The following is a 23,786-nucleotide window of genomic DNA, read 5'->3' on the forward strand; positions in this document are numbered from 1 at the left end:
GGTTTAGCTTTTTTATATCAACTGATAAAACCTTTAACGTATTGTTGTGTAATCTCGTTTTGCGGATTCAACAGTACATCATCTGTCTTACCAAATTCTATTATTTCCCCGTTGTATACAAATATGATATAATCGGATACACGACGTGCTTGCCGAAGAATATGGGTAACGAGAACTATTGTGTAATCTTGTTTGAGCGCTATCAGGAGATTTTCTATTGTTTGGGTCGACACAGGATCTAGTGCGGAAGTAGATTCGTCTCCCAAAATAATTTCTGGTTTTACGGCAAGTCCACGCGCTAAGCATAAACGTTGTTGTTGTCCTATAGAGAGTCTAGTTGCAGATGCTTCCAAACGGTCTTTTACCTCTTCCCATAATCCAACATTCCGCAGCTGAGTTTCCACTATTTGTGTCAATACTTTCTTATTTTTCTCGCCATGTATACGTGGTCCATACGCTACGTTGTCAAAAATAGACATAGGTAAGGGAAAAGGTTTTTGCGAAAGTAATCCCATCTTTTTACGGATATGGGTAACCTCTGCATCTTTAGCATAGAGATCTTCTCCATTTACTAAAACCGAACCTGTAATCTCTACACCTTTTGTATCGTCCACGAGGCGATTCAAGGTTTTAAGCAATGTTGTTTTTCCGCAACCCGATGGGCCGATAATCGAGGTAACGGAATTATTGGGAATTGACAGATTAATATTCTTTAAAATACGCTTACCTTCAATGGTAACGTTCAGATCTTTAATTTGTATATGTGGTATAGAAGTATTCACTAAATCTTGTGTTTCTGCTGTTTGGATGCTAGAAGATGTGTACATATAACGATTATTAAAATAATAAATGTCAAAACTAATGCGGAAGCATAGGCACGTCCCTGTACCTCCGGAATCGGGCTACTCAGCTGAAAGAAAATAGCCAATGGCAATGTGGCCGCAGGTTCATCTACATATTTTGGAAGATTATCGCTAAAACCCGTTGTTAGCAAAACGCCAGCTACGTCCCCAATTGCGCGACCAAATGCCAATAGAATAGCGGTAAAAATACCCGGTTTAATATATTTTAATAGAATTTTCGCCAATTCCCATCTTGTTGCTCCCAGTGAAAAGGTAACATGCTTCAAATCGATAGGAATCGTTTTTAATAGTTCATCTATAGTCCGCACGACGATAGGAATCGTTAATAAGGTAATAGTAATGATACCACCCAATAATGATGCCCGAATACCCATCCAAACCATGATACTAAATGCAATAGCACCATATACAATGGAAGGAATACCAAAAAGGACATCAAACAACAGTTTACAGGAACGTTCCAAAAAAGATCCGCTCTTTACGTAAACGTTGAGAAAGATGGAAATAGGAATTCCAATAAGCGTGGCCAGCATAGTAGAGAAAGTTGCTAAATACAGCGAACCTAAAATAGCATTCAGGATACCACCTTCCTTTCCAATATAAAAACCACCTTTTGGAGCTTGGCTAATCATTTCCCAAGATAAATACGGAAGTCCCTTATAAAGAATGGTGCCGATGATAAAGAAGAGGGAACCCGTGATCGTTATTCCCGAAAGCTGCATAGCCACCTTCGCAATTTTCTCTTTTAGTAGTCGTTTCTTTACATTACTCATTATGATTTTCCCTCCAATCTGTTGAGTATCAAACGCGATATCAAATTAAATCCAAAAATGAGTACAAATAACAGTAAAGCCGCAAACATTAAAGCAGAATCATACAACGGTATCGACATCATCTCACCAAAGTTATTTGCAATCAAAGCCGGTAGAGGGTATCCTGCATCAAAAAACGACTTCGGAATCTGTGGGATATTTCCGCAGACCATGAGTACTGCTATTGTCTCGCCAAAGGCACGGGAAATACCTAAAACCACAGCTGCTATCAATCCCGGCTTGGCTTTCACTAATATAACTTTGACAATGGTTTCCCATTTGGTGGCGCCCAATGAAAGTGAGGCGGCTTTCAATTCATAAGGGATAGTTTGGAGTACTTCTACCATGATGCTCATCATAATCGGAAAAATCATTACTGCTAACACTATTCCTCCGGCAAATACCGTATAACCGGTGGTTTCCGCTCCCACGATGGGCGCAACATATTGGCTCAAAAAAGGAACGACAAATAATACTCCCCAAACACCGTAAAGTACGGGAGGAATTGCGGCTAATACATTCACTAGGGGCAAAACCATTCTACGCAGTGCTTCACTGGCGTATTCTACTAAATAGGCTGAAGCCAAAATACAAAGTGGAGCGGCAATGATAAGGGATATAAACGTTACCCAAATAGTTCCCATGATGAAAGGAAGGAATCCAAAACTTCCGTTGAGGGGAGACCATACACTTTCCGTAAGGATAGCCCCCAAACTCTCCGCGCGAAGCAAAGGAATAGATTTGAAACTAAGCCCTGCGAGTATAAGGATAATAACCACAAGGGATAGTGCCAGCATCGTGGCAAAACTACGTTGTATAAGTTTGTCTTTTATTAATCTCCAGTTCACTTTATAATGCTAATTTATTTAGTTCAATGTTCTTTATCTCATCGTTCAAGGGAACGTATCCATTTTCAAGCAGATAACCTTGCTGTTCCTTTTCCAGAACAAATTGTATAAAGGCCGTCAGTAATTTTGTTTTTTTGTCGGAGTGAATGACAAACGTCAAGTCACGGGAGGGAGGAGAAGGGTAGCGATTGGTGGCAACGGCATTTGTTAATGAATCAATATGGTCGTAGAAATTTTCTTCTTCTTCGATATGTCCATTGCCATTAAGATCCAACGGAAGGATACCGATATTTTCTACCGTTTGTTTCGTTTTCAGATCATAGACAAAATTAATATTACTGAAACCAATAGAAAGTGGCTTGTCTTTAATAGCCTGTACCAAACCAGGATCTCCGAATATGCCTACCCCCTTTAATCCTTCTTGGTGTACACCTAAAAACTTTGCCCATGTTTCAGCCGCACCCGCAGCATCTGAACGTACATATACTTCGATAGGTTTGTTTACAAAACGCTTATCGATGTCGCTCCAAAGTTTATATTTTTTTTGCACAAAAATACCTTCAAGTTCTTCTTGTGTAAGACCGCGTTCCTTTATCAGTGTATAATTGGGGTGATTGCTATTAAAAGATCCAACCACAGCATCTTTTGCGACATGTATGGGGTAAGCACCTTTGGTGAGCTCTTGTTTATGGAGGTCACGGGATACCAAGCCGATATCTACCATGTTAGACAAGACATCGGAAATGCCCTTTCCCGCACCCCCTGCTGAAATGTTAAAGCGAACATGGGGATGTTCCTTTTTAAAATCTTCACTCCATAATACAACAATAGGGTATAAAGCAAACGCACCGGAAATAGAGATATTTCCGGTATAACCATTTTTTTCATCATACCCTTCTTTAACTTTCGGGGCGCAGGAAGTCACTAAAAATAAGAGTAAAAAGCTGTATATTAAATAATTATGTTCTCTCACCTAATTTTGTTGTTTGAATTGCTTCGAAAAATTGTTTACAAATATATACTAAATTGGTAGATTTTGTATGTTTAGTATATAAAAAATTTATAACTTTGTCCTCAAGTTGTTGAAAAGAAGCCATTGAATGGCAGAGATAATTAGCAAATTAAAAAAATAGAGAGAAGAGATCATGCAAAGCTTTCGCACAGAATTAGAGAATCCAATAGTCGAGCAGGAGATAATTGAACTAGAGAAAAAGATAAGAGCTTATCGTGAGGGGAATATCGTGGAGGACAGATTTAAATCTTTACGTTTAGCTCGCGGTATTTACGGACAACGTCAACCGGGGGTCCAGATGATACGTATAAAGTTACCTTTTGGGAAAATAACCTTCAAACAGTTATTAAAAATTGCGGATATCTCGGACGAATATGCTAGCAGTAATATACATTTTACGACAAGACAGGATATCCAAATACATTTTGTCAGCCTTGACCGTACTCCAGAGTTATGGGCAAAATTAGCGGAGGACGACATGACCCTTCGAGAGGCCTGTGGTAATACAGTCCGGAATGTGACCGCTTCACCAACAGCCGGAGTAGATCCAGACGAACCGTTTGACGTTTCTCCTTATGCGCAGACAACATTCGAATATTTTGTTCGGAACCCCATTTGTGCTGAAATGGGACGAAAGTTTAAGATTGCATTTTCATCGAGCATAAAAGATACAGCTTTTTCCTATATACACGATTTTGGCTTTATCCCTAAAGTGAAAACGGTAGATGGTCAGGAAGTCCGTGGTTTCACGGTGATGTTCGGAGGCGGCCTGGGCGCCCAACCTATTTTAGCACATAAAATACATGATTTCTTGCCGGAAGATGAAATTATTCCCTTAATGGAGGCAACTATACGTGTGTTTGATCGGCATGGTGAGCGGAACAATAGAAATAAGGCACGCTTTAAATATGTGGTACAAAAGTTGGGATTAGAGGAAGTATTAAGGCTAGTTGAAATTGAGCGCAAAGCGAATAAAAGTAAGCGGTTTGTCTTCGATAAAGATAAAATCACACAACCGGAACCTCCAGCTGTGTTTTCGGACTCGGTGGAACCTCTCGATGCAAACGCTTATGCAATATGGTCGAAAACGAACGTCTTTGAACAGAAGCAAAAGGGCTTTTACGGCGTATATGTTAAAGTACCTACCGGAGATATTTCAACGGCCAATGCTCGATTGCTGATAGCTGGAATCCGCGATCATGTTGCTGATGATATGCGGATCACTCAAGATCAAAACTTATTGTTAAAATATGTTCGAAAAGAGTCGCTTCCACATATATATAATGTATTGCACCAATTGGGTTACGCAAGATTCGGATTCAACAGTACATTGGATGTAACAACCTGTCCTGGAACAGATACCTGTAATTTAGGGATTTCCAATTCAACAGAAATGGCACGCGTGCTGGAGCAATATATAGAAGAATTTCATACAGACTTCGTCTATGAAACCAATCTGAAAATCAAAATTTCCGGTTGTATGAACTCATGCGGTCAGCATGGTCTAGCACATATAGGATTTCATGGTGCGTCGCTCAAAGCTAACGGCAAAGTATTGCCTGCAGCACAAATCATGATGGGTGGCGGAACTGTTGGCGACGGTATTGGCCGTGTGTCCGATAGAATTACAAAAGTGCCAACGAAACGGGTTACGCAGGTCGTAGACGTCGTGTTAAATGACTATAAGATAAATAAGTTGGAAAACGAGAGTTTCCATGATTACTATGACAGACAGACAAAAGATTATTTCTATCGCCTGCTGAAACCTCTTGCGGATTTAACGAATCTTACAAATGACGAATTTGTAGACTGGGGACGCGATGATGTATACAACACAGCCATCGGCGTAGGGGAATGTGCAGGTGTCGTGATTGACTTGGTTGCTACATTGTTGTTTGAAGCAGAGGAAAAAATAGATTTGTCAAAATCAATGTTAGAAAAAGGGCAATATGCCGATAGCATATACCACGCGTATAGTGCTTTTGTTTGGACAGCAAAAGCGTTGCTTCTGGATAAAGGAATTAATGCCAGCACACAAATAGCAGTTATAGACGAATTTGACACACAATACGTCCAAACGGAAATATTTACTTTTCCAACTTCGTTTAAAGAACGCGTATTACAAATTAATAAATACGAGCCTTCTCAAGAATTTGCAGAAGCCTATTTAACACAATCTACGGCATTTTATGTTGACGCTGCAGCTCGGAGAGAGGAGTTACGGGCAGCAACTACAACTGTTTAGTTTAATATTAGGAGGGAAAATAAGGAATGCAGGTTAAACCATTTATTACGTTAGTAGGAGCCGGACCGGGGGACCCCGATCTGATTACATTAAAAGGTATAAAAGCTATTCGTGAAGCGGATGTTATTCTCTATGATGCTTTGGTGAATGAAGAACTATTATCTTATGCCAAGCCGTCTTGCACAATGATTTATGTCGGAAAACGGGCGGAGCGTATATCGACTTCACAAGATTATATTAATAAACTTCTTGTTGACTACGCGTTGACCCATGGTCATGTCGTACGTTTAAAAGGGGGAGATCCGTTTGTTTTCGGACGGGGAGGAGAAGAGATAGATTATGCTAGGGAGTTCAATATTCCAACAGCTGTTGTACCCGGTATATCTTCTTCCGTTGGTTTGACAGGATTGCAACAAATTCCGTTAACTTACCGTGGAATAAGCGAGAGTTTTTGGGTTATTACCGGTTCTACATCCGATGGCCGTCTTTCAGACGATCTGAAATCGGCCGTGCATACGAGTGCAACGGTTATTGTGCTCATGGGATATGCTAAATTGGCGCAAATCGTAGATTTTTACCAACAGCATGGCAAAGGCCAATTACCCATAGCCCTTATTCAAAATGGCTCGCTACCGAACGAACGCATTGCGTTGGGGCGGATAGATAATATCCTGGAGGAAGCGGAGCGAAACCTTGTGGGCGTTCCCGCGATTATCGTGTTGGGCGAAGTTGTTGCCAAACACCAGGCGTTTGAGAATATAAAGAAAGAACTTCAGTCACTTACGGTTTAAATGAACGAACTGTTTCCTATATATGTGAAACTTGAACAAATTCAGACGTTACTAGTAGGTGCTGGAAACGTGGGATTGGAAAAGTTACAGGCTATTTTATCAAACTCGCCACAAGCGAAAGTACATATTGTGGCGGCAGAGGTTAGCCCAGAAGTTAACGAATTGGCTCAAGGAAACGATGATATAGAAATTTCAGAGCGGGCGTTTGACGAAAGCGACATTGAAAATGTGGATTTAATCATCCTTGCAACAAACAATACGGCATTGAATGCCCATATTCGTCAGTTAGCTAGCAAACACCATATTTTATTGAATGTAGCAGACAAACCTTCGCTTTGTGACTTTTATTTGGGTTCGGTCGTTTGTAAAGGCAACCTTAAAATCGGGATATCAACGAATGGAAAATCGCCTACCATAGCAAAACGGATTAAGGAGTTTCTCAACGAATTGCTTCCTGAGGAAATCGACGAAACACTCGAATTAATGGGTCAGTTAAGAGATAATTTAAAAGGAGATTTTCAAGAAAAGGTACGTGCTCTAAATGCACATACAAAAGATGTTTTAGTTAAAAAATCGTATGATAGCACAAATTAAGCAAGAAATACAAGGCTTGAATGCTGCGGAAATTATTGAACATGTGCAGCGAAAATACGGTTCTAAAACTGTTTTTTCGACTTCATTTGGTATAGAAGATCAGGTTATAACACATTTGATTGCGCAATCCGGAAAAGAAATTTCTCTTTTCACTTTGGAAACAGGACGCCTTTTTCCGGAAACATACTATGTATGGAACAGGACATTGGAAAAATACAAACTTCCTATCAAAGCTTACTATCCAAATACGGAAGCGGTAGAACAAATGGTGACCAAAAAAGGACCATCAAGCTTCTATGAATCGGTGGAAAATAGGAAGGAATGTTGCCATATCCGTAAAATAGAACCCTTAGGTCGTGCTATACAAGGTTTTGAGATATGGATTACAGGTATACGGGCTGAACAGTCTGTTAATCGGGAGGATATGGAAAATGTGGAATGGGATGCCGTAAACAATATTATTAAAATACACCCTTTGTTTCATTGGACATTAGAAGAAGTAGAACTTTTTTTGAAAAAAAATGGCATACCTTATAATCCATTACATGACAAAGGTTTTCCGAGTATAGGCTGTCAGCCTTGTACGCGGGCAATACGTGAGGGAGAAGACTTCCGCGCCGGCAGATGGTGGTGGGAAGATAAAAGTAAAAAAGAATGTGGTCTACATGTTACACAATAAAGAAGAGATAATAGATTATAAACAGAAGATGGATTATTTAGATCATTTAGAAGCGGAGGCGATATATATCCTGCGTGAGGTAGCGGGCCAATTTGAGAATCCTGCGCTTTTGTTTTCCGGAGGCAAAGATTCGATAACATTGGTGCATTTGGCGAAAAAAGCATTTCGTCCGGGCAAATTTCCTTTTCCATTAGTGCATATAGATACCGGACACAATTTTCCGGAAACGATTGAGTTTAGAGACTGGTTGGTCGAACAGCTAGGAGAGAAGCTCATTGTTGGATTAGTACAGGAAAGTATCGATCAAGGGAAAGCTGTTGAACAGAAAGGTAAGAGTGCTAGCCGTAATGCATTGCAAACCGTAACACTGTTGGATACCATCGAAAAGTATGGTTTTGATGCTTGTATAGGAGGGGCTCGGAGAGACGAGGAAAAAGCTAGGGCAAAAGAACGTATTTTTTCTGTGCGTGATGAGTTTGGACAATGGGATCCAAAACGTCAACGTCCGGAGCTTTGGAACATCTTAAATGGGAAAATTCACAAGGGTGAAAATGTACGGGTATTTCCTATTTCAAATTGGACAGAACTGGATGTCTGGAACTATATCAAGCGGGAGAATATAGCACTGCCTTCTATATACTTCAGCCACGAACGTGATGTCGTACTACGTAATGGGCAGTGGATGGCTACTGCACCGTTTTTACATATCGATGGAGAAGATATTGTAGAACATAAGTCCGTGCGTTTCAGGACAGTAGGCGACATGACCTGTACGGCTGCGGTAGATTCTGTTGCAACTGAACTAGATGACATCATCGCAGAAATTAAAGCTTCGACTGTCAGCGAAAGAGGAGCGAGGATGGACGACAAAGTCTCGGAAGCAGCGATGGAAGAGCGTAAAAAACAGGGATATTTTTAACCGATAAGGAAGTAAGGAATAAAGAAATACTAAAATGAACATACTGAAATTTATAACAGCAGGCTCTGTAGATGACGGTAAAAGCACCTTGATCGGACGCTTACTATATGATACAAATTCAATTTTAGACGATCAATTAGAAGCAATAACAAAGGCTAACCGAAAAAATAACGACGGGACTGTTGACTTAGCTATATTGACCGATGGTCTAAAAGCCGAACGGGAACAGGGTATCACCATTGATGTCGCATATAAATACTTTCAAACAGAAAAGAGGAAATTTATTATCGCCGATGCCCCCGGACACATACAGTATACACGTAATATGGTGACGGGTGCTTCAAATTCGGAGCTGATTATTATCTTAATTGATGCACGCAAAGGGGTTATTGAACAAACGAAACGTCATTCGTTTTTAGCCAAATTATTATCATTAAAAAAAGTGCTGGTTTGTGTTAATAAAATGGATATGGTTGGATTTGATCCATTTGTTTATGAAAAAATAAAAGCTGATTATTTAGCTTTGGCGGAACGATTGGGACTTAAAAATATTGATTTCATTCCTGTTTCTGCTTTAAAGGGGGATAATATTGTACATCACTCAGAAAGAACGCCTTGGTATACCGGATCTTCATTATTAGATTATCTGGAAACAGTCAACATAGAGAACAACAAGCTGCAACCGTGGCGTCTTCCGGTACAGTGGGTAGTCCGTCCACAGACAGAAGATCTACATGATTATAGAGGGTACGCCGGACGTGTTTTAGGTGATGGTCTAAAGACCGGAGAAGAAGTAGTTGTGTTGCCGAGCGGTGTGAGAAGTAAAATAGAAAGTATTGAATTGGCAGAACAGCAGTTAGATCATGCACCAAACGGACAATCTATTATTGTTCATTTAACGGATGATATCGATATTTCAAGAGGAGATATTCTCGTATCAGCCAACCAGCCAGCTTTATCTGAAAGAAACTTTGAAGCTAATATTTGTTGGTTTGATAATAAATCGTTGGATACCAATCAGGTTTATTTATTACAAAATCACAGTACACTTACGAAGGTTAAGATTACGGAGATCTTGTATAAATTTGATGTAAATACGCAGGCAAAACAATATGACGAAGACATCAGATTAAATGACATTGGTAAAGTTGGAATCAAAGCCGCTGACGAAGTTGTATTTGATCTGCATCAGGATTTCCCGGAAAATTCGCAAGCCATATTAATTGATCCCAGAACGAATTTGACAGTAGGTGCTGTTATGATTGAAAATGTGGCATAATCTAAAATAAACGCTATTTTAAACAAACGGCTTTTGATGATCTCAAAAGCCGTTTTTTATTTGTCGTATATGATAGGGAGTGGATTTCATAATTTTCTATTTAACATAATATGAATTATGATTCTTATATAATATTGACAATAAGACAGACTGTTGATTATATAGTTCATCAATATCTAAGTAGTAACCAAAGCTTTGTAATATATATTTATAGTTATGAGTAGCTTTTTTAAAAGAATATTCGCTATTTGTCAATTATTTTAATAAATTAGCAACCTGAGGGAATATAAAAAACATAATTGCTAACAAATGTCACTTAACTTTAAAAAGTTTATCAAATACGTTGAGGATAGAAATCCAAACGAACCAGAATTTTTACAAGCTGTCGCGGAAGTTACTGAAGATTTAATACCGTACATCAATGAACGACATCCAACTTGGATTGATTTAAAAATATTAGAGCGTATCGTCGAACCAGAGCGCGTTGTTTCTTTTCGTGTAACATGGTTAAATGATAAAAATGAAGTTCAGGTGAACCGGGGTTACCGCGTGCAAATGAACAGTGCTATCGGGCCATATAAAGGAGGGCTTCGCTTCTCTCCCACTGTAAACTTAAGTATTCTTAAATTCTTAGCTTTTGAACAAGTATTCAAAAATAGCTTAACAGGAATACCACTTGGCGGTGGAAAAGGTGGTTCAGACTTTGATCCAAAAGGCAAGTCAAATATGGAGATTATGCGATTTTGTCAAAGCTTCATGACAGAGTTATATCGCCATATTGGAGCAGAAACAGATGTTCCTGCAGGAGATATTGGCGTAGGAGAACGTGAGGTAGGTTACATGTTTGGTCAATATAAGCGCATCCAGAACGATTTCACGGGTGTATTGACCGGAAAAGGAAAGCATTGGGGCGGCTCTTATATTCGTCCGGAAGCAACAGGGTACGGCCTGCTTTATTTTGTAGAATGTATCTTTGAAAATATTGACGAAGAAATAGCAGGAAAGACTATCGCCATATCCGGAGCAGGAAATGTCGCGTATTATGCGGCTGAAAAAGCGATACATCTAGGTGCAAAAGTGATTTCTTTGTCAAATAGTACTGGAACACTACATGACCCCGAGGGATTAACTCTCGAGAAATTATCGTATGTTGGAACATTAGGGCGTGAATTATCAAAATATCCGCAAAAATTTAAGGCTGCAACTTTTCATGCAAATAAAAAGCCTTGGCATCTTAAATGCGATATTGCCCTGCCATGCGCCACGCAAAATGAGCTGGATAATGAAGATGCCAAGATGCTTGTTAAACAGGGTTGTGTATGTGTCGCGGAGGGCGCTAACATGCCCTCTACGGCAGAAGCGATTAAAATATTCCATAAAGCAAAAATCCATTTTGCCCCTGGTAAGGCCGCGAATGCAGGTGGCGTAGCAGTTTCTGGTCTCGAAATGTCGCAAAATTGGATCGGGCAACAATGGAATGCTGAAAAAGTAGATACCCGATTGAAGGGCATTATGAATAATATCCATAAGACTTGTCTTAAATATGGAAAAGAAGAAGATGGATATATCAACTACTTAAAAGGTGCAAATATTGGTGGCTTTATTAAAGTAGGCGTTGCCATGAAAGCACAGGGGTTGGTTTAATCCTCAATTTCACGTAAATTCGAAAGCTCCACAATCTATAATATTGTGGAGCTTTATTTTTATCTAATTTTATTATATGAGAACAGTTGCAGAACTCCCCCATCCTGATTGCAAAATAACGATTTTTTCAATGAACCAGAAGTTCATCATCAAGTTCGAACAGGGTGTTCTTGAGCAATCTTATAAATTAGCGGAAACGGATATTATCGGCGGTGTTAACGGTGTATTTGAACTTTTAGATGAGGAATTTATCAATCAAGTAATCATGCAATTTAAACACATGCGTAAAACCTTTTTTGATGCCTATGAAAGATATGAATAATTTATTCCAATAAATAATGTATACCACTGATAAACAAAACGATACGTTTTTAAAAAATCTAAAACAAAATAAAATTTGGCATCAGATGCGCCTCCTTTCAAATATTTCTTGCCATCCTACAAACAGTAAGTTTATATAAAACATACAATATAATGATTTTCAATGAATTAATTTGTATGACAAAATAATATTTGGCACAAAAGTGGAGATGAAAGATTGTATTAGAGAGAAACGGAACAAAAATAAAAAATATCGGTCGGTAGATTGTGGGTTTCTTGCCGACCGTTTATTTTCTAAAAGTCAACCTTGATAATTGATTTTAAGGGGATAAGGATCCCATTTTTTATTTGGATATATCGTTCGGTCAACGACCAAACTGTTGTTTCGATACGCTTTGGGCCGTCCTCCGTTTGGAACACAATGGTCGTTTTAGATTTAAACTCATTTCCTAAACGCTGTGCGGAGCGTAATTTGCCATACAATGCAGCTGTATTGTCCACCTCTGCAGGCACAATCTTATATTCACCAATACGTTCCTTTTCTATAATTTGTATACTCATATGCTATTATTTTGTTTTTATGTAATCAGTCAAGAATTCTCTTACGCACTATTAAATATAAATATTTGACTTTGACGTTTTATACATAACAACAAATTCTTTACATTATTGCTTGGTTTTTAACATTTATTTGCAACTGTTATCTATTTATAAAATCTATTTATAAAAAAGCATCCAAACAAGGTTAATCCTGTTTGGATGCTTTTGCAAATTCACAGTTGTATAGAAATACGCTTTTTTAAGATGCAAATGCTCTGTCTCCTTTTTTATAAGGATAGTTGCCATCGTATTTTCCTGGAATCTTAACATAACGTAATGCCTTCGTCATGCCGACTTCTGAAGTAAAGAATCCCGTCAATGTTAATTGTTTTAACATGTGGAAGAAATGGTTTGGAAGCTGTTCAACTTCGCTTGCATTCTTTCCACTTTTCTCAGCGTCTTCGTTCAATTTCCTTTGCTTCTCGCCTCTTTCTTTTTGAAATTCTTTGGCTTCTTTATCCAACATATTGACATACTGCAATTGTTCCTCTTTTGATAGTTCTTGGAATTTTTTACCAAATTCCTTTTTCGCTCTATCGTCTACGCCATCTAAACCTTCTAGGAACGCTTTCTGGTCTTGCGGATCGTAGCAGTCACGGATCATTACCGGAATAAATTCGCCCACGCCAGCTTCCTTGGCACCGGGTGTTGACGTTTTAGGCAAAATTGCTTCAGCAAGATCACCTAAAAAATTCATCTTATCTTCTTCGAACAATACCGCGACATCCTTAGAAGCAGGTCTTGTACATCCTTCTAAGAATAAGTTAGCTCCTATAACAGAGCCACCGATAAGCATCGCCACACGTTGAATTGCTTCTCTTCTATTCATTTTCTTTAAGATTAAATACTATAATTTATCTCCCATCCTTGACGATATTCCCGTTTCACAAACTGATTTACGATGTCAAAGTTGGTTACCTTCATTTCGTCCTTGTCCCATAATAACTTGAGGTTTCTGCCCGGGAACTTCTTATCTACCTGGAGATCCGCACCGCGGATCGCCAAGTTCGCCATTAGAATAGCCTCCGTAAGCGGACCTGAAATTTCAAACGGTGCACTGACTTCCATATTTCCATATCCAGCGATACAAGCTTCTACCCACTGTGCATAGTGGCCACTTGCTTTACCCGGAACACGTGCGTATTTCTGTTCTACACTTTCTTTGCGGGTAGTAGGAAGCAATCGAGCGTTATCGCCATAGGTATCAGCCAATAACTTTCCTTTTGTTCCGACAAATAAAATACCATTACCGCCATCACCGAAAACTTCATTAGGTTCCAATTCGTCTGGACGAGCGGGTTGTATACCGCCATCCATCCAATGCAAGGTAACTGGTCCATTTGTTTTTTCGGTTTTGGGGAAAGTCATTGTAACGTGGCTCGACGGCGGGCAGCTTTCAGGGAAATAACCCCGTTTAAATTCGTCAACATATATTGTACCTACAGTAGCCTGTACGTCCTGTACATATTGAAGATTTAACGTACTAAAAGGTACTTCCAAAAGATGACATCCCATATCACCTAATGCTCCCGTTCCGTAATCCCACCAGCCACGCCAGTTGAATGGCACCAGTTTTTCGATATAATCTTTATACGGAGCTGTTCCTAACCAAAGATCCCAATCCAGCTCATTTGGCACAGGAGCGGTTTGGGTTGGCCATGGAATCCCTGAAGGCCATACCGGTCTGTCAGTCCAGCAGTAAATGGTATGCACATCGCCTATCAGGCCGGCCTCATACCATTCCCTGATTTCCCGAGGGCCATCGTTAGATGCTCCTTGGTTTCCCATTTGTGTCACGACCTTATATTTTTTTGCAGCATCTGTTAGCACGCGCGCTTCCCAAACATCATGTGTCAACGGTTTTTGTACGTAGACATGCTTACCCAATTCCATCGCAGCTAAGGTTTGGATAGCATGATTATGGTCTGGAGAAGAAATAGAAACAGCGTCTATATGCTTGTGCTCCTTGTCCAACATCTCCCGATAATCTCTATAATATTTTGCTTTCGGAAAGTTTTTCACCGCTCCGGCCGCACGACGGTCGTCTACATCACATAAAAAAGCGATCTCTGCTTTCCCACTTTTGTGAAAAGACATAATGTCACCGTAACCTTTGCCTCCGACACCTATTCCAGCGATAGATAATTTATCGCTTGGCGCTACAAATCCTTTTCCGCCAAGTACATGACGAGGAACGATCATAAAGCCCGCTGCTGCCAAAGCAGCATTTTTTATGAAATTCCTCCTTGAACTATTTGTTTCTTTCATGATTTATTACTTTAAGCCTGTTATAGATTCCCTTTTTTAAGCTCGTTAACAGCAAAATCCACAGCACGCGCCGTTAAAGCCATATAGGTCAATGATGGGTTCACACAAGCACCTGATGTCATTGCCGCACCGTCCGTTACGAAGACGTTCTTCGCATCCCAAACCTGATTGTGCTTGTTTAACACAGAATTTTTAGGATCCGTTCCCATACGGGCCGTTCCCATTTCGTGAATTCCTTGACCAAAGCCATAGGTGTTATCATAAGTCCTAACATTTTTAACACCGACTTTCTCCAACATTTCTTTCATCTCCTCCATCATATCCGGACGCATTTTTAACTCGTTGTCCTTGATCTCCATATCCATTGCCAATACCGGTAACCCCCACTTATCTTTCTTATCCTTATCTAGGAAGATTCTGTTCTCGTGATACGGCAATATCTCTCCAAACGCACCGAAGCCAATACTCCAGTTACCTGGTTCCAGCATCGCATCTTTCCAATCGCCACCAACACTCATTTCGGCAATCTCACCGGACCATCTTCCTCGGCTAGCAGCTCCTTGATAGCCAAATCCGCGAACGTAATCGCGTTTCTTATCATCACCCGGTACGTTCACAAAACGAGGTACGTACAATCCTGTAGGACGACGTCCAAAAATATATTTGTCGTCGTATCCTTCTACCGTACCACTTGCTCCGCAACGGAAATGGTGATCCATTGCATTATGACCAAGCTCGCCGGAGCTACTTCCTAGACCACCTTCCCAAACATCGGTAGCTGAATTCATCAATACCCACGTCGAATTAAATGCCGAGGCACATACGAAGATAACTTTTGCATGGAACTCATACGTTTTGTTTGTCTCCGCATCAACAATTTCTACTCCTGTCGCTTTTTGAGTATCCTTATCATATAGGATACGTGTTACGATAGAGAACGGACGGAGTGTTAAGTTACCCGTTGCCATCGCCGGCGGCAATGTCGAAGACTGCGTGCTGAAATAAGCACCGAAGTTACATCCCAACCAACACTGGTTTTGATATTGACAGTTAACACGGCCGGTATGAGGTTGGGTTATATTAGCCGTACGTCCCATAATAAAATGGCGTTTACCACCATATTCTTTCTGCAGACGAGCAGCTAGATCTTTCTCTACGATATTAAAATCCATGGGAGGCAGGAAATCACCATCTGGCAATACATCTAAACCATCCCGGTTACCGGAAATACCTGCCCATTTCTCCGCATAGCTATACCATGGGGCGATATCAGCATACCGAATGGGCCAATCTGTACCATGCCCATCTTTTACGTTTGCTTCAAAATCTAAATCAGAAAAACGATAACTCTGGCGCCCCCACATAAGGGAACGTCCTCCTACATGATAGCCGCGATACCAATCAAACCGCTTAACTTCCGTATAGGGACTCTCTTTTTCATTTACCCAAAAGTCAAGATTTCTTTCATTCAATGGGTAATCTCGTTTCAATACAGGATAATCTTCTTCCATTTGCTTGGTACGCCCTCCTCTATGCGGATATTCCCAAGTATTCTTATTTGCGTGGTAGTCTTTTATATGCTCAACGTTTCTTCCGCGTTCCAGCATAATGGTTTTCAGCCCTTTCTCCGTAAGTTCTTTCGCAGCCCAACCACCACTGATGCCTGATCCGATGACAATTGCATCATAAACATTATCTGCCATACCTTTTCTATTTTTTTAATTTGTTTGTTTTTATACTGTTTTACTCTCTATCTTTTCATTTTTAAATAAAATCATGAATAAAATCATGACAACAAACGCGATACCAGCTGGCACAATCCATGTCTGTTGCCAGAAGGCCGCTACATCGGTTTCCTTTATGCTCTGGTATTTGTCTCCGATAAAGCCGGCAACCCAAAAACCTATTAGCTGCCCCACACCATAAGTTGCCAATGTAATTAATCCTTGGGCAGCACTTTTATATTTTACTCCCGCTTTACTATCTGTATAAATTTGTCCTGAAACAAAGAAGAAATCGTAACATATTCCATGTAAAGCTATACCGATAATTAACATGAATGACAAATCACCGGCATTTCCATATGCAAATAAGAGATAGCGTACGACCCAAGCCAACATACCGATGAGGATCGTCTTCTTAAAACCGAAACGGACAAATAACACGGGAAGCAACAATAGGAATACTGCTTCTGAAACTTGTCCGATAGCCATTTTTCCTGTCGCGTTTGATAAACCGATTTCAACTAAAAACGGGTTGGCGTTGGAATAATAAAAAGCTAAGGGTATACATATCAAGATAGAAGAAATAAAGAAAATTAAAAAGTTTCTATCTTTCAATAGTTTTATAGCATCTAACCCAATAATAGAGGCGAATGACGGTTTATCTGCCGAATCTACTTTTATCGGAGGTGTTTTAGGTAAAGTGAACGAGAATAAGCCCAAAACCGCAGAAGCGATACCTGCCATTAAAAACGTATTCCGCAAGGCACCTTCTTGCGCACCTTCGGGTGAATCCCATCGAAAAAGGAAACTAATAGCCAAACCAGCTATAATCCACCCGATTGTACCCCAAACCCGAATGCTTGAAAATTGAGTTTCTGGATTTGTTAGTTGCCGGAAAGAAACCGAGTTTACCAATGCCAAAGTAGGCATATAAAGGATCATATATGCCAAAACGTACGGATAAAACGTAGCAATATCGGTCGCCTTATACATTTGGAACATCAACAATGCACCAATTAAATGTAATATAGCCAGAATTCTTTCCGCATTAAAATACCGATCCGCAATCATACCAATAATGAAAGGTGCAATAATGGCACCCAGGGACTGCGTTGAAAATACATTGGAAATCTGAAATGGTTCGGCTTGTAAGTTTTGGATCAAGAACGTTCCCAATGTTACGAACCATGCTCCCCAAATAAAAAATTCGAGGAACATCATAAAAGATAGTTTAAATCTTATGGATGTTGACATCTGATAATAGGTTTATTTTGTATAAATATATTACTTCTCCTTTATATTATATAATACGCTTAAAAATTGTCGACTTCTCGATAAGCGTTGACCAATGCTTTTTCACCCTCTACACCAGATTTTGACATGCCATGCTCCATCCCTACAATACCTGTATACCCCTTTTCTTTCAGCCACTTAAATACATTTTTATAATTTATCTCTCCTGTCGTGGGTTCTTTTCTTCCGGGGTTATCTCCTACTTGGATATAAGCAATTTCACTCCAACACATATTCATAAGGTTGATGAGATTACCTTCATTTTTTTGTTGGTGATATGCATCATATAAGATCTTACAAGATGGACTTCCTACCGCCTTACAGATCTCGTATGTTTGATCCGTGTAACGAAGAAATAAGTCTGGCGTATCGCTCAATGGTTCCAATACCATCGTAATACCATGTGGTTCAAAAATTTCGGCACCACGTTTTAAACCCTCGATCACGTTAGCCGTTTGCACACCTATAGGTAAATTACGTTGATAATCTCCCGGAACAACTGTTACCCATTTGGCATTGACACGTTTTGCGACTTCCACAGATTGCTTACATCCGTTCAAGAAAATATCAATATGTTCCTGTTTGCCCGCTGCCAAGGTGTTGGCTCCGTTTCCACCTTTTGGTACTACAAACACGCCCATGCGCATACCTAATTTTGCCAAGGTCTCTCCCACCTTAACCTGTTCTTCTACCGGCCGGGTTGGCAAACCATTGTCTTCGATACTACGGAAACCCAATTCGTGCATGTACTTGATTTCGTCCACAAAGTTTTTACCCGCTGTAGCCGAAAACATACCTTGATGTGGGGCATAATCTAGTTGAAAGGTCGCCCCTTCTTTATTCTGTTTCGTTGCTGCCATAATTTCATTACCTAAAATAGCTGTACTACCAATAAACGCTGCACCACTTTTTATAAAATCTGCTCGTTTCATTATATTAAATTTAATCGGTTAATTATTTTTTACATACTGGTAAAAACCCGCTGAAAAAGCTTCTTTAAACCGGTCGTTATCCTTATAAATAATATAGACTTCGATATCGTCTAGTCTATTTGCTAAATTTACACCTTCTTCCGGCGTCATCGCCATAAATACGTTGTCATAACCATCAGCATCCATCGCGGTGGGTGCTATAACCGTTACACTGGCGACATTATTCTGTACGGGATAACCGTCATGTGGATTGATATGATGGTGGATACGACGCCCTTCCAGGTCAAATGCTCGTCTATAATTCCCAGATGTAGTGACCCCCTTATCCGTCAATTGCAGTATAACATTCGAATACTTTCCATTCTGCGGACTTTCGATGGCAATTTCAAAAGGAACGTTAACGTCCTTATATCCTTTTACTTTTATTTCTCCACCTAACTCAACCAAATAGCTCCTAATACCCCTGCTATCCATGAATTGAGAAATAACATCCACGGAATACCCCTGTGCTATTCCGTTTAAATCTACCTGTACTCTTTTATCTTTCTTAATTAGTATATTACCATCTAAGACAAGTTTATCCATACCTACAAACTGCAATATGCTGTCGATTGTCTCCGGTTGAGGAAATGCATTGATACGATCGGGGCCAAATCCCCACAATCCTACAAGAGGCATCACGGTGATGTCAAAAATCCCATTTGATATACGGTTTAAATCAATCGAACGCCTCACTACATTTACCATATGGTCATCCAACACTATACTTTTATCCGCCTCATTAAAATTCGATATGAGCGATTGTTTGTCATACAGCGACATTGACCGGTCAATAACGTTCAGCACACTATCTATCTCTATTTTAGAAACGATAGAATTTGGTGCATAGTATTGAATCCTGTAAGACGTACCCTGCGCCTGCCCATCAATAATAAATTTAGGTTGCTGGCCATGAGCAAAACAACCTAAGGTCATTAAACACAATATAAACACATTCCTCAACACGTTTTAAATATAAAGTTCCGTGTTTTTTCCAGGAATAGCATAAGGGTATTCTCCATCTTCATTCGGAACGATTTTAGGCAATGCATCCCAGGCGTAAACGTTAGGAGATAAATCGACCGTTGAAGTCATAGCTTCATCCCATTTGATTACCTTGCCTGTATAACAAGCTATACGACCAATGATACCGGTGAGTGTACTATACGCCCCATGCTGCGTATCGTCAAAAGCGTATTCGTTTTTTGCTATCGCCGCAAAAAGCTCTTTATGTTCCTGTCGGTAAGCATTTGGATTCCCTTTAGGATCATGACGGTATATTTCGTTTCCCTTTGCATCCCATAACACCGCTTGGTTACCCGCTGAAAGATAAGCACGACCGTTTGTCGCCTGAAAAGTTTCGTCTACGCGATTGGACACACCTTCAAAATGTCTACACTGGCTGTATACCACCGAACCATCATCGTAGGTAAGCTCGATGGCAAAGTTGTCATAAATTTCGCCATAATCCTTACCTGTACGATGAGCCCTACTTCCTGTACCTTGAATAGAAACAGGATACCTTCCTTTTACCCAATTGGCGATATCAATGTTATGTACATGTTGTTCGACAATATGGTCGCCACAAAGCCAATTAAAATAAAACCAATTTCGCATTTGGTATTCCATCTCAGTTTGTTCTGGTTTGCGTGGACGAACCCATACCCCTCCACTATTCCAGTAAACCTGTCCGGAAACAACATCACCGATGGCGCCATCCTGTATACGTTTGATGGCTTCTCGATAATTTGTCTGATAGCGCCGCTGTAAACCGACGACTACATTTAATTTTTTCCTTTTGGCTTCTTCGGCTGCCGCAAGCACCTTTCTTATGCCCGGGATATCTACGGCAACGGGTTTCTCCATAAAGACATGCTTACCAGCCTTTACTGCCTCTTCAAAGTGTATGGGGCGAAATCCCGGAGGTGTAGTCAGCAATACCACGTCGGCATCCTTGATGGCTGCCTTATAGCCATCAAAACCAACATACTTACGACTATCTGGCACGTCCACTTTATCACCAAACTTTTCCTTTATGGTTTGATAGGTCTTTTCCAAATTATCTTGAAAGGCGTCTGCCATAGCGACCAGTTTAATGTTTTGCCCAGAAGCAAAAGCGTCAAAGGTAGCACCAGTACCACGTCCACCACAACCGATCAATGCAATCTTGATAACATCGCTTCCAGCAGCAAACACATCGGATACCGGCATGGACGACAATACGGCCGCTCCTGATAGAGCCGACCCTGCTTTAATAAAATCTCTCCTTTTAAAATGTTGCATTAGTTTAGGTATTATAATTTATTATTAAAAGTCTTTTATCGGCTCTTGATTGTAATAAGCCTTAATCTCTTCTTGTGAAGGGGGATTTACTGGGCGAACAAGACGTAGCCCAACAAATGGTGCTTCAGGAAACCACCAATTAGATTTTGGAATCTGTGGATCTAACTGCTTCCATATAGGATCCGATGCCATTCGAGCTGCTGATCGAAGTTCGTCAGCCTCGCTGTCGAAGGAACCGCCTCTAACACTATGCGGATAAAGCTCTGTCGGTACAGCAACCGGATTTTTAGCTGTTTTACCCTCAAACTGCTTGTAATAATCAGCTATATATTGGTCGAATGTCCATTCAGCTACATTTCCTATCATGTCATATAATCCCCAGGCATTAGGTTTTTTCTTCCCGACTGGAGCAGTTTTTTTGTCGCTATTTTCTGTAAACCAAGCATATTCGTCTAACTGTGCAGCATCATCACCAAAAAAATATTCCGATGTGGATTCCGCACGACAAGCATATTCCCACTCTGCTTCCGTGGGTAAGCGATAGAATACACCTGTACGTGTATAAAGCCATTTACAAAACTGGATAGCATTATAATGCGTCATCGCTAATGCTGGATGCCCTTCCTTACCCATGCCGAAAGTCATGTCCAAATAAGGTTTTGTAGGACGCGTAACAGCATCTACTTCAGATGAAATTTTACCATCTAGCGCAATAGTTTGCTCTAAGTCTTTGTATACAAAAGGTTCATATAGATCCCAGGTGACTTCATAAGTTCCCATCCAAAACGGATCAAGTTCCACTTGATGTACAGGTTTTTCATCCTCTTTAGCGGATTTATCACTCCCCATAAGAAATGTACCACCAGGAATTGCCTCCATGGAAAACTCCAAGCTTGTTCCTTCTATTTTCTGTATGTAACGTTCGTGCTTTTCCTGTGCTTTTGAAAGGAGGTTAGCCACCATGAACGTAAAAATAAACACACCGTTCTTTACAATTTGCATTGTCATTAATCTAGATTTTTATAAATCGGAACTAAATATAGGAATAATATTGTAAAAAATACACTAAGTCCTTTTTCCAACAATCAAGTTACAAAAAAATACAGCTTGTGCAGGCTCTCCTAATAGTTCTAAAATATCTCTAATTCAGGAATAACGCGTGCGTTATAACACCAAAAAAAAATAATATCTTTGGCAGCAAAATTTTATTACTTTTTAGAAGACGCTATTGAAAAAAGTATTTTTTACTTCGGTTTTAATAATGACTACTTTACATCTTTGTGCACAAATAGATTCTATTTCATTTGAACAACCTGTAAAGAACCCGCTCATTATAGAGTTGGAGATCGAAAATGGTGGAATATTGGCAGCAAAGGATATACGACGCACTACTTTTGAAAGTGCTTATTATAATGGCCTTAATTTAAAAATCGGCTGGAAAATACAAAAATCAGACGACCAATATTTTACACTATACAACAATCCTATATACGGAGTAGGATTTTATAGTAGTACATTTAACACCGATATTATAGGAAGTCCTTATGCCATATATGGATTTGTACAATCCCCATTCGGAAATTTAAGGAACAAGCGTTGGGGTTTCGATTATCGCATAGGGCTCGGTATCTCGGGTAACTTTAGACCCTACGATCCGGAATCCAATCCGTTGAATGTTGTCATTGGTGCAAAAAATAATGTTTTTATTGATTTTGGTATACGAAGTCAATATAAAATCAATCCGAACTGGCGTGTAGGGCTTGGCCTGGCCTACCATCACTTTTCCAATGGAGCTCTTCGATTACCCAACAAAGGCGTTAATCTGGTACCGTTAACAGCGTCGATAACGTACCAACCCCATGGACAGACCGTTCTTCCCGACAGGAGCAATATCGAACCCTATAACAACAAAATACAGTACCACATCAATTATGGTGCAGGCTGGAAGCAGTTGGACAAAGATAAGGATGAACGTTTTTTAAAGACTACATTAAGCGCTTACGCCAGCAAGCACGTATCACATAAATGGAGAATGGGCGGTGGTCTCGATTTATTCTATTCTGCTTCGGGCAACTACGATGAAATTGCAGGTGAAGATAGCGGCAAATTAAGTGCTAAATTATCGGGCGGGCCGTCTTTTTATTTAGTACACGTATTAAACCGCAATCTTGTATTGAATGGAAATGTGGGGTATTATATCCATAAACGATATTTCAACGGGGAAATAAACCGTGTTTTCTTAAGGGCAGGCGCACGGTATTACATATATAAAGACTTTAACGCTGGTATTTCTATCAAAGCCCATAAAGGGAAGGCTGATTTTATCGAATGGACAGTTGGGTATACGTTTAATAGGGATTAACTTCTTCTCCTTTTTTCTTGATAAAAAAGGAGACAAAAACCGAACGAAGTGAGCTCATGGATGCTAAAATAAACACGAATCCATAATCAAGACTTGCAAGGTTCCGCTACCTTTAATTGCCTATTCCTAAACAGAATAAACTCGCTGGCGCTCAGACAGTATTCTGTTTTTAACGGAATAGTCTTCGTAAAGCTGGCCGCGGAACAGTGCTATGTCGTTTTGGTTCGCAAAGTCACCATCAATTAATAATTGCGGAGATATTACGTACTGTACTATCC

22 protein-coding genes are annotated in these 23,786 nt (G+C 40.0%); 9 read left to right on the forward strand and 13 right to left on the reverse strand.

The genetic code is table 11. The features are described 5' to 3' along the window. Positions 1-17: 17 nt before the first annotated feature. The 4 genes from H8B21_RS07025 to H8B21_RS07040 are packed head-to-tail and all read right to left on the reverse strand — an operon-like array spanning position 18 to position 3,496. The gene (locus tag H8B21_RS07025; protein WP_190313100.1) at positions 18-827 is read right to left on the reverse strand and encodes a phosphate ABC transporter ATP-binding protein; all 810 of its coding nucleotides are present in this window, start codon (positions 825-827) and stop codon (positions 18-20) included. Then, positions 782-1,636 carry a PstA family ABC transporter permease gene (locus H8B21_RS07030; RefSeq protein WP_190313101.1) on the reverse strand — a complete coding sequence of 285 codons (855 nt, stop codon included), beginning with the start codon at positions 1,634-1,636 and terminating at the stop codon, positions 782-784. Before H8B21_RS07030 ends, H8B21_RS07025 begins: the two co-directional genes overlap by 46 nt. Then, positions 1,636-2,523 (reverse strand): phosphate ABC transporter permease subunit PstC, encoded by an 888-nt coding sequence (pstC, locus tag H8B21_RS07035; protein ID WP_317170377.1) that lies wholly within the window; start codon positions 2,521-2,523, stop codon positions 1,636-1,638. The genes H8B21_RS07030 and pstC overlap by 1 nt, the downstream gene beginning before the upstream one ends. Position 2,524: 1 nt before the next feature. After that, positions 2,525-3,496, reverse strand: coding sequence for a PstS family phosphate ABC transporter substrate-binding protein (locus H8B21_RS07040; protein WP_190313102.1), 972 nt, complete (start codon positions 3,494-3,496; stop codon positions 2,525-2,527). A 172-nt stretch (positions 3,497-3,668) separates the two neighbouring features. On the opposite strand from H8B21_RS07040, the gene H8B21_RS07045 reads away from it, so the two are divergent. The 8 genes from H8B21_RS07045 to H8B21_RS07080 all read left to right on the forward strand — a co-directional run bounded on the left by H8B21_RS07045 (position 3,669) and on the right by H8B21_RS07080 (position 12,008). Further along, positions 3,669-5,780, forward strand: a complete 2,112-nt coding sequence (locus H8B21_RS07045; protein ID WP_190313103.1) for a HEPN domain-containing protein — start codon at positions 3,669-3,671, stop codon at positions 5,778-5,780. Positions 5,781-5,806: 26 nt separating this feature from the next. Next, positions 5,807-6,571 (forward strand): uroporphyrinogen-III C-methyltransferase, encoded by a 765-nt coding sequence (gene cobA / locus H8B21_RS07050; RefSeq protein ID WP_190313104.1) that lies wholly within the window; start codon positions 5,807-5,809, stop codon positions 6,569-6,571. After that, positions 6,572-7,165: a precorrin-2 dehydrogenase/sirohydrochlorin ferrochelatase family protein gene (locus H8B21_RS07055; RefSeq protein ID WP_190313105.1), complete on the forward strand. Its 594-nt coding sequence runs from the start codon at positions 6,572-6,574 to the stop codon at positions 7,163-7,165. Beyond that, positions 7,149-7,844, forward strand: a complete 696-nt coding sequence (locus H8B21_RS07060) for a phosphoadenylyl-sulfate reductase (RefSeq protein WP_190313106.1) — start codon at positions 7,149-7,151, stop codon at positions 7,842-7,844. The genes H8B21_RS07055 and H8B21_RS07060 overlap by 17 nt, the downstream gene beginning before the upstream one ends. 28 nt (positions 7,845-7,872) lie before the next feature. Then, positions 7,873-8,763: a sulfate adenylyltransferase subunit CysD gene (gene cysD, locus H8B21_RS07065; protein ID WP_262891555.1), complete on the forward strand. Its 891-nt coding sequence runs from the start codon at positions 7,873-7,875 to the stop codon at positions 8,761-8,763. 34 nt (positions 8,764-8,797) lie between these two features. Next, positions 8,798-10,042, forward strand: a complete 1,245-nt coding sequence (locus H8B21_RS07070) for a sulfate adenylyltransferase subunit 1 (protein ID WP_190313108.1) — start codon at positions 8,798-8,800, stop codon at positions 10,040-10,042. A gap of 309 nt (positions 10,043-10,351) precedes the next feature. After that, positions 10,352-11,686 (forward strand): NADP-specific glutamate dehydrogenase, encoded by a 1,335-nt coding sequence (gdhA, locus tag H8B21_RS07075; protein ID WP_190313109.1) that lies wholly within the window; start codon positions 10,352-10,354, stop codon positions 11,684-11,686. 130 nt (positions 11,687-11,816) lie between these two features. After that, entirely contained in the window at positions 11,817-12,008 is a 192-nt protein-coding gene (locus H8B21_RS07080) for a hypothetical protein (protein ID WP_380907006.1), read from the forward strand. Between the two features lie 293 nt (positions 12,009-12,301). On the opposite strand, the gene H8B21_RS07085 is transcribed toward H8B21_RS07080, so the two are convergent. From H8B21_RS07085 to H8B21_RS07125, 9 genes are all read right to left on the reverse strand, one after another. Then, positions 12,302-12,568: a hypothetical protein gene (locus H8B21_RS07085; protein ID WP_190313111.1), complete on the reverse strand. Its 267-nt coding sequence runs from the start codon at positions 12,566-12,568 to the stop codon at positions 12,302-12,304. 238 nt (positions 12,569-12,806) lie between these two features. Continuing rightward, a complete protein-coding gene (locus tag H8B21_RS07090; RefSeq protein ID WP_190313112.1) occupies positions 12,807-13,436 on the reverse strand; it encodes a gluconate 2-dehydrogenase subunit 3 family protein in 630 nt (209 codons plus the stop codon). 11 nt (positions 13,437-13,447) lie between these two features. Next, complete coding sequence (locus H8B21_RS07095) at positions 13,448-14,875, reverse strand: Gfo/Idh/MocA family protein (protein ID WP_190313113.1); 1,428 nt, start codon at positions 14,873-14,875, stop codon at positions 13,448-13,450. Between the two features lie 20 nt (positions 14,876-14,895). Further along, positions 14,896-16,578, reverse strand: coding sequence for a GMC oxidoreductase (locus H8B21_RS07100; RefSeq protein WP_190313114.1), 1,683 nt, complete (start codon positions 16,576-16,578; stop codon positions 14,896-14,898). A 30-nt stretch (positions 16,579-16,608) separates the two neighbouring features. Next, positions 16,609-17,853 (reverse strand): MFS transporter, encoded by a 1,245-nt coding sequence (locus H8B21_RS07105; protein ID WP_190313115.1) that lies wholly within the window; start codon positions 17,851-17,853, stop codon positions 16,609-16,611. A gap of 59 nt (positions 17,854-17,912) precedes the next feature. Beyond that, a complete protein-coding gene (locus H8B21_RS07110) occupies positions 17,913-18,824 on the reverse strand; it encodes a hydroxypyruvate isomerase family protein (protein WP_190313116.1) in 912 nt (303 codons plus the stop codon). Between the two features lie 18 nt (positions 18,825-18,842). Beyond that, on the reverse strand, positions 18,843-19,799 hold the full coding sequence (locus tag H8B21_RS07115) for an FAD:protein FMN transferase (protein ID WP_190313117.1): 957 nt from the start codon (positions 19,797-19,799) through the stop codon (positions 18,843-18,845). Between the two features lie 33 nt (positions 19,800-19,832). Then, positions 19,833-21,146, reverse strand: a complete 1,314-nt coding sequence (locus tag H8B21_RS07120) for a Gfo/Idh/MocA family protein (protein WP_190313118.1) — start codon at positions 21,144-21,146, stop codon at positions 19,833-19,835. Positions 21,147-21,170: 24 nt separating this feature from the next. Continuing rightward, a complete protein-coding gene (locus tag H8B21_RS07125; RefSeq protein ID WP_394366357.1) occupies positions 21,171-22,154 on the reverse strand; it encodes a formylglycine-generating enzyme family protein in 984 nt (327 codons plus the stop codon). A gap of 253 nt (positions 22,155-22,407) precedes the next feature. Here H8B21_RS07125 and H8B21_RS07130 point away from each other — a divergent pair, with 253 nt between their 5' ends. Next, complete coding sequence (locus tag H8B21_RS07130; RefSeq protein ID WP_190313119.1) at positions 22,408-23,508, forward strand: acyloxyacyl hydrolase; 1,101 nt, start codon at positions 22,408-22,410, stop codon at positions 23,506-23,508. Positions 23,509-23,786 lie beyond the last annotated feature (278 nt).

It is taken from the genome of Sphingobacterium chuzhouense, assembly GCF_014692525.1.
Taxonomy (GTDB): domain Bacteria; phylum Bacteroidota; class Bacteroidia; order Sphingobacteriales; family Sphingobacteriaceae; genus Sphingobacterium; species Sphingobacterium chuzhouense.